This is a genomic window from Streptomyces sp. BE303 (assembly GCF_036290945.1).
Classification (GTDB): domain Bacteria; phylum Actinomycetota; class Actinomycetes; order Streptomycetales; family Streptomycetaceae; genus Kitasatospora.
In genome coordinates this window covers 1-13,306 of the sequence record NZ_JAQYWZ010000283.1, presented here as the reverse complement: position 1 = coordinate 13,306, position 13,306 = coordinate 1, and the positions used below count along the sequence as shown (strand labels likewise).

Below are 13,306 nucleotides of genomic sequence, written 5' to 3'. Positions count from 1 at the left end.
GCCACCGGCCGGGAAGCGGCCGATTCCCTCACCGGACCGACAGATGCCCGGAATCCACCCGGAAATCAACCGGTTGATCTCCGGAACGCGCGCGGACGACCGGTCCGGCCGACGCCTCCGCGCCCTCTCCCCCGGCCCCCGGCCCCCCGGCCCGGATCACCCCGAGGGCCGCACGTCCTCGGCCGGCAGCCGGCCGGACCGGATCGCGTCCAGGAGCGCCGCGTGGTCGCGCTCGTTCTGGTCGGCGTAGGACTCGGCGAACCCCGCGACCGCGCGGTCGAAGGAGTCACCGCGCCCGAGGTAGGCGGCGATCGCGATCCGGTCGCCGGACCTGGCGTGTGCGCGGGCCAGGGTGGCGCCGCACAGCTCGCCGAACGCCCGCATGCCGGCCGGCACCATGTCCTCGGCCACGGCGATGCCCTTCCAGTCGCGCAGCTGGCGGACGTAGAAGTCCCGGCGCCGGCCGTCGATGCCCTCGACCCGTTCCCAGCCGAGGAAGATGTCGCTCGCGGCCTGCATCAGCCGCTGCCCCGAAACCACGCGCTCGCCCTGGTTGGAGTACCGGCCGGCTCCGACGTGGGCGGCCAGGACGGAGGTGTCGGCCTCCTTCGCCTGGAGGAACAGCGGGTCCCGGCCGTCCCGGCCGAGCAGCAGGAAGATCCAGCAACGGGTGCCGACGCTGCCCACGCCGACCACCTTGCGGGCCACGTCCACGAGCCGGTAGTCCTCCAGGAGGGTGCGCCGGTCCGAGGAGAGGGTGTGGCCGTAGCGTCCGACCAGGTCGAGGAGCTGGCCCTGCAACGTGTCGCGGGTGACGCCCGTGAGCAGGTCCGAGATCGGGACGAGCAACGGCGGGTCGGCGGCGATCCGGGCCTGCCCGTCCACCGTCTCGGTGAGCTTCTCGAAGGCCTGCAGGCTGTCGCGGGTACGGGCCTTGGCCATGGCGCGCGCGAGCTGCTTCTGCCCGCGCTTGTGGATCCGGCCGGTGGCCAGCGCCTGGACGCGGGCCGCGTCCATCCTGGCGTACCAGACGTCGAGGTTGTGCATGCCCGCGAACCGCGCCATCGCCTCGCGGTACGACCGCACCGTGGCCCGCACGATGTCCGAGCGCTCGTCGTCGTCGAAGCCGTTCGCCCGCCCGGCGATGGCCAGGCTGGCCGACAGCCGCTTGACGTCCCACTCCCAGGGGCCGGGCAGGGTCTCGTCGAAGTCGTTGATGTCGAAGAGCAGTTGCCGCTCCGGGGAGGCGAGCAGCCGGAAGTTCAGCATGTGGGCGTCGCCGCACAGCTGGGCCCTGATCCCGGAGTCCGGCGAGCCGGCCAGGTCGGAGGCCATGATCGCGGCGGCGCCCCGGTAGAACCGGAACGGGGACTCGCTCATCCGGCTGTAGCGGATGGGCACCAGTTCGGGGACCCGGCGGGCCGACTGCGACTCCAGGATGCCCAACGGGTCCGGCCGGCCCTTCGGCGGCTCGTACGCGGCGTGCGACGAGCGGGGGGCGCGGCGGCGGGCGGCCCTGCCGAGGGCCGCCCGCTCCTCGGGCGTGGCGTGTCGCACGGCGCGCATCGCCGGTCCGGCTTCCCGTGGCATCACAGACCTCCTGATCGGCCGGCGGCCACGGTGGCGTCCGACCGGCGCGGGTGATCGGCGGCCCGGACCGGGCTGCCGCGGAAGGCCGCCGGCCGGTCGCACACTGCTGTCTCGACCGATCATCGGGGACCGGACCGGGTCCGGCATCACGGGGCGGGCACCGGCACCGGGGTCTCCCGGGGCGGCCGGACGGCGGGCGCTGCGGCCGGGCGGGGCTCCGGGCCTCCGCCGGGCCTCCGCAGGGAGGGCCCGGAGCACGGAGCCCCCGGCCCGCCGCCCGGGTGACGGGCGGCGGACCGGGGGCGGTGGGAGACGACCCGGCGAGGCCGTGCGACGGGCCGTACGACGGGCCGGGCGGCCCGCCGGTGGTGGGTCAGCCGACGCCGATCTCGCCCAGCTGGAGGTAGTGGTCGCCGAACTGGTCGGCGCTCAGGCGGGTACCGGTGATCCGCACGTAGCGCGCCGTGACCGGGGTGAAGGCGAAGTCCTGGGTCACCGCCCCGGGGCGCGGGTAGCCGGTCCGGGACGCGACGGTGGTCCAGGTGGCGTTGTCGGCCGAGACCTGCACGGTGAAGTCCACCGGGAAGCCCAGTCCGGTGTTCACCCCGTCGGTGCGGGGGGTGAGCCTGACCTGGCTGAGCACGTTGGCACCCTGGAGGTCGACGGTGACCCACTCGTGGGCGGTCGCGGTCGGGGACTTGGCGCTGCTCCACCCCATCGAGTAGCCGAGCGCGGAGTTCAGCACGCCGTCGGTCGCCGCGCTGCGCTTCCAGCCCGAGGACTCCACGGAGCTGGAGCTGGTGACCGGTCGGCCGAGGGCCGGTTCCCGGCCGCCGGCCTCGATCTCGGCGAACTGCAGGTGGTAGTTGCCGTGGGGGTCGGTACGCAACTTGGTCCCCGTCACCCGGATGTAGCGGACGTCCGCGGGCGGGAACGCGAAGGACTGCGCCGAGGCGTCGGGCTTCGGGTGGCCGGTCCGGGACGCGACGGTGGTCCAGGTGGCGTTGTCGGCCGAGACCTGCACGGTGAAGTCCACCGGGAAGCCCTGCCCGGTGGCGTCGCCGTCGGCCCGCGGGTAGAGGTCCACGCGGCCGGTCCGCCGGGTGGAGCCGAGGTCGACCGTCACCCATTCGGTGTGGTCGGCACCGAGGTTGTCGATGCTGCTCCAGCCCTTGCTGCCGTCCGCCAGGCCGCGGCGGCCGTCGGTGGCGGCGGCCCTGCCCCAGCCGTCCGCCTCGTAGGAGCTGGACGCGGTGACGACGGCGCCCTCGGCGGGGTTGGTCCCCGGGTTGATCCGCACGTTGTCGAACCGGGCGGCCGCGTGGCCGGTGGCGAGCGCGACGTTGCCCACCGGGTAGCTGCCGTCGGTGACGGTGAGCAGGAGCGTCGCGCCGTCGAAGACCCGCAGGGTGTCGCCCTGGCTGATGACCCGCAGGCTGACGGTCCGTCCCGGGGCGTACCCGGGGACGGCGGCCGTGGCGAGGGTCGTGCCGCTGCGGTGGACGAACACCGTGCCGTTGTTGCGCAGGCCGACCAGGTAGCCGGTCTGGGTGTCGGTCGGGTTCTGGCTGTGCAGCGTGAGACCCGCCCAGTTGGTGTCACCGCCGTCGTTGGCGTCGACCCCGGTGATCCGGACGTCGACGGAGACCGCGGCGTCCCGGTAGGCGCGGCCGGCCACCGCGGACGTCGTCTCCCAGCCGCTGAGCGGGTCGCTCTGGACGTACGCGCCGTCGGCGGTCACCGACCAGGTGCCCCTGGTGTGGCGCCACTCGCCGTCGGTGCCGCCGGAGAAGTCGTCGGCGAAGGGGAAGGCGGCGTCGGGGGCCGTGGAGGTGAGCGCGTCCAGGATCTGCTTGTGGCGGTGGTCGGTCTCGGTGCCGGAGGTGGAGAACGACGTGGTGCCGGTGATCAGCGAGCCGATCAGGGCGCGGGCGAGCACGGGCTTGGTGGCGGCGAGCTGGTGGAGCAGTTCGTAGTCCTGGATGCCCGCCAGCAGGGCCTCACTGCGGACGCTGTCGTAGACCTCGTACTTCCGGTGCGTGGCGTCACCGGCGTTGGGCCGGACCAGCATGTTGTCGCCGGTCTCCCAGTCGTCGAAGGTGTTCACGGCGGCGTAGGTGTTCGGGTCGGTCCAGTGGTTCCAGCCCCAGTGCAGGTAGCCGGTGCCTCCGACGGCCGCCACCATCCAGGGCGTCAGCCGGGAGTCGGACAGCGGGTAGCTGATGAACCGGTTGAGGTGGTTGTCCGTCGGCGAGCTGGAGTGGTAGAGCCAGAGCTCCTTCCCGGCGAGCCGCAGGCTCTGGTAGTAGCCGGCGTTGGCGTCGTAGTCGCTGTTGAGCAGCGGCGTGACGGTGCCGAGGGCCGCGTCGATGGTGGGGACGGCCGTGGTGTGGGCCTCGTTGGTCAGGCCGCTGGGGAAGTGCTTGCGGAACTGCTGGTAGACCCACGGCGAGGTCACGTTCTGGTCGGTCAGGTTGCCGCCCGGCTCGTCGAGGGCGCTCATGTAGAAGACGTCGCTCCAGCGCCGGCCGGGGGCGCAGGTGGGCCCGGCGTCCAGGCACTTGGTGTCGAGGTGGGCCTTCAGCGAGGCGAGGATCGTGTCGAGGTACACGGCGCTCGCCGCCCTGCGCTCGGGCGTGTCGATCAGGACGTCGGCCTTCCTGACGCCGCCCTGGCCGTCACCGACCAGCTGCTCCAGCACGTTGCCGCTGCCCTCGATCAGGTGCGGCGTGTAGATGTACTGGAGGGCTCCGGCGTCCTGGAAGAGCTGGAGGAAGCGGTCGAGGTTCTGCCACGTGAACGTGTACTGACCGTCGACCAGGGTGGTGTCCGGGATCGCCAGTGCCTGGAAATCCGCGAAGATCACGTTGTTCCGGTGCTTGGCGTGGTTGGCGGCGAAGTTCCTCATGACCTCCCACCAGCCCTCGCTGTAGTCCTCGACGCCGTACTGCGCGCGGATGTCCTGCGCGGTCCAGCCGTAGTCCCAGCCGACCGAGGTGAACCAGTTGTTCATCCGGAGCGTCGACCGGTTGACCGGCGGGAGCGCGGCGTCGTAGACCGTCACCGAGACCGGGACGTCCACCGCGCCGTCCGAACTCTGCACGGTGGCCTTGCCGGTGTAGGTACCGGGAGCCTGGCCGGCGGGCACCGCGACGCTGTAGTGGTACGGCTGCGTCGTGTCGGGGGCCAGCTCGTACGGGGTGTTCTCCACCAGGGCGTCGTAGTAGCTGGTCCCGCCGTCCGGCGGCTCCTGGTAGCCGGGCTGCCCGATGCCGTTCCAGGGAGTGACCTTGGCGACGCGCGGGTGGTTGTACTCCCGGTTCACGGTGATCCGGGACGCCGGGATGGTGGCACCGGCCGGCCCGGCGAGGTCGCCGGCCACCACCTGCACCCCCGTCAGCCGGTGGCCGGAGCGGACCGCGATCTGGGCGGCCTGGGTCTCGTTGCGGGCCGCGAAGAGCCCGACCGCGCGGGTGGGACGATCCGGAGCGGGAGAGGCCGAGAACACGTGGTCGTAGCCGCTCGCCACCCAGACGGACGGGGGCGGCTCCACGGCCGCCGCCGTTCCCGGTATGAGGGCGGCGAGCAGAAGACCGACCAGGGAGGGCACAACGGCCCTCACAGGTGATTTGTCCACAATCACTCTTTCTGAATTCAGATTCGCACACGGTGAACACCGCAGGCGATCAGATGATGAGGGCCAGTCATATCGCATACCCGGTGAACCCGGTAGTTCGTGCCGATGCAAGCCACCGGTCCGTCAGGCGACGCCCGCAAGGGGTTCCGCTCCCGCGGGGGCCTGCGGCTGGTCGGTGCCCGGTTCAACGGCGGTCTCTTCATGGAACGGGCCCGCATCGACAACCCCGACGGTGACGCGCTCACCGGCGACGACCTCTCCGCCTCCACCGTCGTCCTCTCCGACGGCTTCACGGCCACGGGATCGATCCGGCTCCCCGGGGCGGTGATCCGCAGCAGGCTCTCGTTGGACTCCGCCGTCCTGAACGGCGGCGCCGTGGCGCTGGCCGCCGACCGGCTCACGACCGGCGACCTCCAGCTGACCCCGGCCACCCCACCGACCGGCGCGGTCGACCTTCAGGACGCACAGGCCGTCGTCCTGCACGACAACGAGCACAGCTGGCCCGCCGACACCCGCCTCGACGGCTTCACCTACACCTCGATCCAGGCCCCGGCCGCCGGACCCGGTCCCGTCGCCGACCGCCTGGCCTGGCTGGCCCGCCTCCAGGGATACTCGCCCCAGGCGTACGAGCAACTCGCCTCCTGGTACCGGAGGATCGGCCACGAGGACGACGCCCGACGGGTCCTCCTCGCGAAGCAGCGCCGGCGCCGCCCCACCCTCGGCCCGCCCGGCCGGCTCTGGAGCCGGCTGCTGGACGTCACCGTCGGCTACGGCTACCGCCCCTGGCAGGCCGTGCTGTGGCTCCTCGGACTCGCCCTGCTCGGCGCCCTCGTCTTCGGGCAGGGCACACCCCACGAGGTGAAGCGCGGCGAGAGCGTCCCGTTCAGCCCCCTCGTCTACACGCTCGACCTGCTCATCCCGATCGGCGGACTCGGCCAGCGCACCGCGTGGTACTGGACGGGACCCCAGCAGTGGTTCGGCTACACCCTGATCGCCATCGGCTGGCTCCTGACCACCGCCGTCATCTCGGGCATCAGCAGAACCCTCAACCGCACCTGATCCACGACCTCGGGCAGCCGGCCGGAGCACCCCGGGCGCGGTGTCCCGGCCTCCGGGCGCACCCGAGTCGAGGACACCTCCTGTCCGCCACGTCTGCCACGGTGATGACCGGGCCGCCGGTCGAGGACACCCAACCCGACCGGCGGCCGACCGTCCGACCGGCGCCCGACCGTCCGACCCGACGCCAGGAGCAGACCGCATGACCGTCCTCGGCACCCGCGCCCTCAACCGCGCCGCCCTCGCCCGCCAGTACCTGCTCGCGCGCGAGGACACGCCCGTCCGCGACGCCGTGGCGCACCTGTGCGGCCTGCAGGCGCAGGAACCCCAGGAACCGTTCACGGGCCTGTGGTCCCGGCTGAGGGCGTTCCAGCCACAGGACCTGGACGACGCACTGACCGGGCGCACGGTCGTACGCACGCACCTGATGCGCCGCACCGTCCACCTCGTCACCGCCGACGACGCGCTGGCCTGGCGGGCACGCCACGACGCCATGCTGCGCCAGCGGTCGACGGCCGCCTACCGGCGCGAGCTCGCGGGCGTCGACCTGGACGAACTCGCCGCCGCAGGAAGGGCGGTCATGGCCGACGCGCAACCCCGCACCATGACCGAACTCGTCCGGGAAGTCGAAGGCCGCTGGCCCGCGCCCCCGCGCCGCGCCCTGGGCGAGGTGCTCGTCGCCGCCCTCGTCCCGATGGCCCAGCTCCCGCCCCGCGGCCTGTGGCGCACCACCGCGGGCGTCCGCAACCTTCCCCTGGCCGCCTGGCTGGGGCGCGAGATCCCGCCGCTCTCACCCGACGAGAGCGATCCCGTCGGGCGCCGGCTCGTCCGGCGCTACCTCGCCGCCCACGGCCCCGCCGCCACCGCGGACCTCCGTGCCTGGTGCGGACTCGCCGGACTGCCCGCCGCGGTCAAGGCCGTCCGCGGGGAACTCGTCACCTTCCGCGACGAACGCGGCCGCGAACTGCTCGACCTGCCCGACGCGCCGCGCCCGGACCCGGACACCCCCGCACCCGTCCGCTTCCTCCCGGCCTTCGACAACGCGATCCTCGGCTACCAGGACCGCAGCCGCATCATCGACGACGCCCACCTCGGCCTCTCCGTCGCCGGCCGACGCGCCGTCCTCGTCGACGGACGCGTCGCCGCCACCTGGACCCTGCGCGACGAACAGCTCACCGTCACCGCGCTGCGCCCCCTGTCCGCCCCGGAACGGGACGAGGTCCACGCCGAAGCACGGGCCCTCGCCACCTTCCACGGCGCGGACCCCGACCGCGTCCGCCTCACCACCGGGACGGACTGAGCAGACGGCCTCCCCGCCTTCCCCGGGCGGCGGGCCGCCGTCCGCGGACCGCCGCGGCGCGCGGTCCGTCCGTCACGAGCCGGCGGTGGCCGTCTCCAGCGTGGTCGCCATGACCGGGCTGGTGAAGGTGTTCGTCGCGGCCCCCGAGGAGAGGTGGTAGGAACCCCACTTGAGGTAGTTGCGGGTGCCGTCCCACGTGGTGCCCCTGAAGGTGCCGGAGCCGGTCGTGAAGGACTGCTTCACCCCGTCGAACCAGAAGTCGATGGTGCCGTCGGTGCGGCCCAGGCGGATCTTCAGCGCGTAGGAGTGCCACTGGTTGTTGGCGGTCGGCGCGGTCCACAGCGTGTGGGCGACGTGCTCGGTGTCCCACTCCTGGAGGCGGATGCGCCCGGCCGTCGCGTCGATCTCGATCGGGTGGTTCGCCGTACCGGTGCTCGGCGAGCACTTGAGCTGGAAGACGTAGCGGCTGTTCGTGTCCTGGATGTCCACCTTGGACGACCAGCCGAGGTAGAAGGTGTCCCCCTCCTTCAGGTCGGGGCCGAGCGTCTCGCAGCGCTCCGCGCCCGCGGCCTGGAACGCCCGCCACACGCTGCCCTTGGCGGAGTCCTGGACGACGCCGAAGTCACCCGACGCGCACTGGACGGCGGCGAAGGAGGACGGGCCCTTGCTGGTGCTGGGGGTCCACAGGACCTTGCCCGCGGCGGCGGCCGAGCTGCTCGCGGTGACCGAACCGGCCGCGATCGCGAGCGTGGTGAGGGCCACGACTCCGACGGCGGTCCTGCGGTGGTGGGACAGAAAGGACATACCTCTCCCGGGTGGATGAGTGGCGGAAGCGGACGCCGCCCGGGCCGGCCGGCCCGAACGCATCCGTCGATTCGACCACCTGACGGCCGGTCGGGCCAGCAGGCCGACCGGCAGCGGCCCTTTCGGGCACTCCCACCGGTCGACCGCGGGCACCGGGGGCAAGGTCTCCGCGGTCACGGCGGCGGCCCCCGGGTGCCGTGGGCGCTCCCCGGTCGAGAGCGCCCTCGACCTCACCGACCCCTGCCGCTCCCGCTCCCGCTTTCGCTTTCGGAGAAGGAGGCCGGGACCGGCTTCCTCCTCCCCGGGGCGCGTTACGGGTGCGCGCGGCCGTCCTCACCACGAAGGTGGGGTGATGAGACTCATCGTGCTCCTCGAACCGGAGCTCCAGCGGGTGGCCCCCTTCGGCGGCGCCGCCGACGAGTACGTCGAGGGCGTGCGCGCCGTGCACGCGGCCGGGGCCGACCCGTCCGTGCCCGGCGCTCCCGGTGGTTCCACCCTGTGCGGTGCCGACACCCGACGGATGCAGGCCGTGGACTACCGCCCGGCCGAACCCGGCTCCTCCTGGTACCCGCCCAAGTGGCACGGGAGCGGGAAGGTCTGCCCGCACTGCGACCGGGCCGCGCACACCGGCTGACCGACCGGGACTCCACCGGTCCGGCTCCCCGGGCCCACGCCGTGGGCTTCGCCCGCACCTGTCGTCGGCCGTGGCGGGACGGCACACGGACGCGACGACGCGGGAGGCCGAGGCCACCCGGAAGGCCGCCGCGGAAGCGGTCAGCTGCGCGGCGGCGCCCCGCCGGGTTCTCCGGAGTCCTCCGTGCCCGCGTCGTACGAGGAGGTGCCCGCGTCCAGCAGGGGTTCCTGCGTCTTGAGGTGCGCGGGCGCCAGCGCTCGCAGCACGTGGTAGCCGGTGATGACGACCACGGTCCCCAGCGCGATGCCGCTGAGGCTGAAGGTGTCGGTGAACGTCATGGTGACGTTGCCGACCCCGATGATGATGCCCGCGGCGGCCGGCACGAGGTTCAGCGGGTTGCGCAGGTCCACGCCGGACTTGGTCCAGATCTGCGCGCCGAGCAGGCCGATCATGCCGTACAGGATGACGGTGATGCCGCCGAGGACCCCGCCGGGGACCGCGGCCACGACGGCACCGAACTTCGGGCAGATTCCGAACAGCAGCGCGAAGCCGGCGGCCGCCCAGTAGGCGGCGGTGGAGTACACACGGGTGGCGGCCATGACGCCGATGTTCTCGGAGTAGGTGGTGTTCGGCGGGCCGCCGAGCGCGGTGGAGAGCATGGAGCCGACGCCGTCCGCGGAGATCGCGGTGCCCAGCTTGTCGTCCAAGGTCTCACCGGTCATCTCCCCCACCGCCTTGACGTGCCCGGCGTTCTCCGCGACCAGCGCGATCACCACGGGCAGGGCCACCAGGATCGCGGACCACTGGAAGGAGGGGCCGTGGAAGGCGGGCAGGCCGATCCAGTCCGCCGTGCCCACGCCCGACAGGTCCAGACGCCAGTGGTCGGTGAGCTGTCCGCTCGCGTCCACCGAGTGGATCTTCCCGAAGATCCGGTCGAACAGCCAGGAGATCCCGTACCCGAAGAGCAGCCCGAGGAAGATCGCCACGCGCGACCAGAAGCCCCGCAGGCACACCACGGCCAACCCGGTGAACGACATCACCAGCAACGCCGTCCACTGGTCCTGCGGCCAGTAGGTCGAGGCGGTGACGGGCGCGAGGTTGAAGCCGATCAGCATGACGACGGCGCCGGTGACGATCGGGGGCATCGCGGCGTGGATGATCCGTGCCCCGAACCGCTGGACCGCCAGGCCCACCAGGAACAGCGCCACGCCCACCACGAACACGGCGCCGGTGACCGTGGCACTGGTACCGCCCTGCGCCCGGATCACCGCGGCCACGCCGACGAAGGACAGCGAGCAGCCGAGGTAGCTGGGCACCCGGCCGCGGGTCGCCAGCAGGAAGATGACGGTCGCGACGCCGGACATCATGATCGCCAGGTTGGGGTCCAGCCCCATCAGCACGGGCGCCACGAAGCTCGCGCCGAACATGGCCACCACGTGCTGGGCGCCGAGCCCTGCCGTCCGTGGCCAGGAGAGTCGTTCGTCGGGGCGGACGACCGCTCCCGGTGCGGGCGTCCGCCCGTCACCGTGCAGCTTCCAGCGCACGCCGAGGTCCATGTGGGGGTTCACTTTCTCTGTACTTCCGTGGAATCGTCCGCACCATTCTCGTGGCCGCCGGGCGTCCCGCGCGCCACCGGCCCTGCTCCTGACCTGCGCGCTCGCGCGGCACCGACGTCGGTGGGCCCTACCGGACACCCCCCGTCACGTGCGCCGTCGGACCCGTCACCCGGCACCCGTTACCGTCGCCGTCGCCCGTCCCCGTCGCCCGTCAGAGCAGGCGCGCGTTCGACCGGGGCGTGCGGCCGGACTCCCCCGGGAGCAGTTCGGCGGTGCGGTCGGCCACCTCGTGGTGCAGGGCGTCGCGCACGGCCCGGACGGCGGGGTGGGTCACCGCTTCCCGTCGCACGGCCAGCGTGATCGGCAGTCGGATGTCGACCTCGTCGACCAGCAGCCGCCGCAACCCGGCCCGATCGGCGAGGAAGGCCGGCAGCACACCGACCCCGGCACCCACCCGGGTGGCTTCGAGCTGGGCGAAGACGTTGGTGGAGGAGAACGCGGGTGTCATGCCCGGAAGATGACGTTCGATGTCGAGGTCGCCGACCTGGAGCATCGACTCGATGTAGAAGATCAGCGGATGCTCGCGCAGGTCGGCGACCTCGCCGGGGGGCCCGCACCGCGCGAGGTACTCGTCGCTGGCGTACAGCCCCAGCGCGTAGTCGGTGAGGTGCTCGGTCACCAGACGGCTCCTCGGCGGCCTGCCGATGGTCAGGGTGAGGTCGAAGCCGGCCGGTCGAAGGTTCAACTGACGGGTTGCGGTGATGAGTTCGACGTGCAGTCGGGGGTGGCGCCGGCGCACCCGGGCCAGGGCCGGGGTGGCGAAGACGGTGCCGAAGCCGTCCGGAGCGCTGACCCGGACGGTGCCGAGGAGTGACGGCGCGTCCTGACCGGACACCGCGTCGACGACGCGGACGAGGGCGTCCTCGATCGTGCGGGCGCTCGCGGAGACGGCCTTCCCGGCGTCCGTCAGGGCCCAGCCCTCCGCACCGCGTTCCATCAGCCGCACCCCGAGGCTCTTCTCCAGTGCGGTGATGCGGCGGGACACGGTGGTGTGGTCCACCCCGAGTACCTCGGCGGCGGTCACCAGACGCCCCGTACGGGCGACCGCGAGCAGGTAACGCAGGTCGTCCGCGCGGAGTCTGCGCGGATCGAGACCGCTACGGTCCGTCCGCGTGGGCGGGACCTGCGCCGGAGCCGGAGCCGGATCATCACCGACCGGGCGGGAACGGGAGCGCACGCGATCAGCGTATCTGCATTTCCGCACACCTCGTCTGCACGATTGGCGATTGAACGCACAACCTCACGGGGGTCACAGTCGAACCTTCCCGGCCGGCGTACCCGGCCGCCGTCCGTCCCCCGGTTCCTTCCGAGGTTCCTCCCCAAGTTCCTCCCAGCGTTGAGGGGTTCTCCATGGTTGCCAGCCTGTCCCTGCCACGGATCATGCGCGTCGGCCGCGGCGCCGCCGAGGAACTCGGCAACGTCATCGCGGGGCTGGGGCTGAGCCGGCCGCTCCTCGTCACGGATGCGTACCTGGTCGGAAGCGGTGCGGCGGAACGCCTTGCGGCGGCCCTGCTCAAGGCCGGACTCAGCCCGCGGCTGTTCTCCGACACCGTGCCCGACCCGACGACCGACTCCCTCGCCCCGGGACTGAAGGCTCTGCACGACCACGAGGCGGACTCGGTCATCGGGTTCGGCGGCGGAAGCCCGATGGACACCGCCAAGGCCCTCGCCCTCCTCGGCGTGCAGGGCGGTCACATGCGCGACTACAAGGCGCCGCGCGTCAACCTCGGCCCGGCGCTCCCGGTGATCGCGGTCCCCACCACCGCCGGCAGCGGATCGGAGGCGACCCAGTTCACGGTCATCACCGACAGCGGCACGGACGAGAAGATGCTCTGTCTGGGCCCCGCGTTCCTGCCGATCGCCGCCGTGGTCGACGTGGAGCTGACCATGTCGATGCCGCCCCGGCTGACCGCCGACACCGGCATCGACGCGCTCACCCACGCCGTCGAGGCGTACGTGAGCCGCAAGGCCAACCCCTTCTCCGACGGCCTCGCCCTCACCGCGATCGGCACCATCGGCCGCCACCTGCGCCCCGCCTACACCGACGGCTCGGACGTTCGGGCCCGCGAGGCCATGATGCTCGCCGCGACCCAGGCCGGCATCGCCTTCTCGAACTCCAGCGTCGCCCTCGTGCACGGCATGAGCCGTCCGATCGGCGCCCACTTCCACGTCGCCCACGGTCTGTCGAACGCGATGCTGTTCCCCGCCGTGACCGCCTTCTCGGTGCACGCGGCGCCCGGCCGGTACGCCGACTGCGCCCGTGCCCTGGGAGCCGCGACCGCCACGGACGCCGACGAGGTGGCCGCCGGGAAGCTCGTCGACGCGCTCCGCGGCCTCTGCCACGACCTGGACGTGCCCACACCCCGCGCCCACGGCATCGACCAGGAGGCCTGGACCCGCCTGACGCCCCTCATGGCCGAGCAGGCCCTGGCCTCCGGCTCCCCCGCCAACAATCCCGCCGTGCCCACCGCCGACCAGATCCAGGACCTCTACGCCGGCATCTACGGCTGATCCCTTCGCCCGGAATCCCCCGGAAACGCAAAGAACCCCCGTCCGTATCCCGGACGGGGGTTCTCCACAATGATTGTTCGGCGGCGTCCTACTCTCCCACAGGGTCCCCCCTGCAGTACCATCGGCGCTGTGAGGCTTAGCTTCCGGGTTCGGAATGT

Annotated in this window: 9 protein-coding genes and 1 rRNA gene; 4 read left to right on the top strand and 6 right to left on the bottom strand. The window is 72.6% G+C overall.

What is annotated here, in order from left to right:
• Nucleotides 1-156 precede the first annotated feature (156 nt).
• Both PUR56_RS02320 and PUR56_RS02315 read right to left on the bottom strand, forming a co-directional pair.
• Nucleotides 157-1,590, bottom strand: a complete 1,434-nt coding sequence (locus tag PUR56_RS02320) for a DUF2252 domain-containing protein (protein WP_329947631.1) — start codon at nt 1,588-1,590, stop codon at nt 157-159.
• Between the two features lie 373 nt (nt 1,591-1,963).
• Nucleotides 1,964-5,212 carry a discoidin domain-containing protein gene (locus PUR56_RS02315; RefSeq protein ID WP_329947630.1) on the bottom strand — a complete coding sequence of 1,083 codons (3,249 nt, stop codon included), beginning with the start codon at nt 5,210-5,212 and terminating at the stop codon, nt 1,964-1,966.
• Nucleotides 5,213-5,332: 120 nt separating this feature from the next.
• On the opposite strand from PUR56_RS02315, the gene PUR56_RS02310 reads away from it, so the two are divergent.
• On the top strand, nt 5,333-6,286 hold the full coding sequence (locus PUR56_RS02310; RefSeq protein WP_329947629.1) for a hypothetical protein: 954 nt from the start codon (nt 5,333-5,335) through the stop codon (nt 6,284-6,286).
• Between the two features lie 199 nt (nt 6,287-6,485).
• The gene (locus tag PUR56_RS02305; RefSeq protein ID WP_329947628.1) at nt 6,486-7,583 is read left to right on the top strand and encodes a winged helix DNA-binding domain-containing protein; all 1,098 of its coding nucleotides are present in this window, start codon (nt 6,486-6,488) and stop codon (nt 7,581-7,583) included.
• A 72-nt stretch (nt 7,584-7,655) separates the two neighbouring features.
• Here PUR56_RS02305 and PUR56_RS02300 read toward each other — a convergent pair whose 3' ends face one another.
• Nucleotides 7,656-8,387 carry a heparin lyase I family protein gene (locus PUR56_RS02300; RefSeq protein WP_329947627.1) on the bottom strand — a complete coding sequence of 244 codons (732 nt, stop codon included), beginning with the start codon at nt 8,385-8,387 and terminating at the stop codon, nt 7,656-7,658.
• Between the two features lie 352 nt (nt 8,388-8,739).
• On the opposite strand from PUR56_RS02300, the gene PUR56_RS02295 reads away from it, so the two are divergent.
• Complete coding sequence (locus tag PUR56_RS02295; protein WP_329879802.1) at nt 8,740-9,021, top strand: hypothetical protein; 282 nt, start codon at nt 8,740-8,742, stop codon at nt 9,019-9,021.
• Between the two features lie 140 nt (nt 9,022-9,161).
• On the opposite strand, the gene PUR56_RS02290 is transcribed toward PUR56_RS02295, so the two are convergent.
• The gene (locus tag PUR56_RS02290) at nt 9,162-10,577 is read right to left on the bottom strand and encodes a uracil-xanthine permease family protein (RefSeq protein ID WP_329947626.1); all 1,416 of its coding nucleotides are present in this window, start codon (nt 10,575-10,577) and stop codon (nt 9,162-9,164) included.
• Between the two features lie 211 nt (nt 10,578-10,788).
• Entirely contained in the window at nt 10,789-11,814 is a 1,026-nt protein-coding gene (locus PUR56_RS02285) for a LysR family transcriptional regulator (RefSeq protein ID WP_329947625.1), read from the bottom strand.
• 173 nt (nt 11,815-11,987) lie between these two features.
• On the opposite strand from PUR56_RS02285, the gene PUR56_RS02280 reads away from it, so the two are divergent.
• Nucleotides 11,988-13,148 carry an iron-containing alcohol dehydrogenase gene (locus PUR56_RS02280; protein WP_329947624.1) on the top strand — a complete coding sequence of 387 codons (1,161 nt, stop codon included), beginning with the start codon at nt 11,988-11,990 and terminating at the stop codon, nt 13,146-13,148.
• A gap of 75 nt (nt 13,149-13,223) precedes the next feature.
• Here the strand turns inward: PUR56_RS02280 and rrf are convergent.
• A 5S ribosomal RNA gene (gene rrf, locus PUR56_RS02275) occupies nt 13,224-13,306 on the bottom strand; the annotation flags it as partial.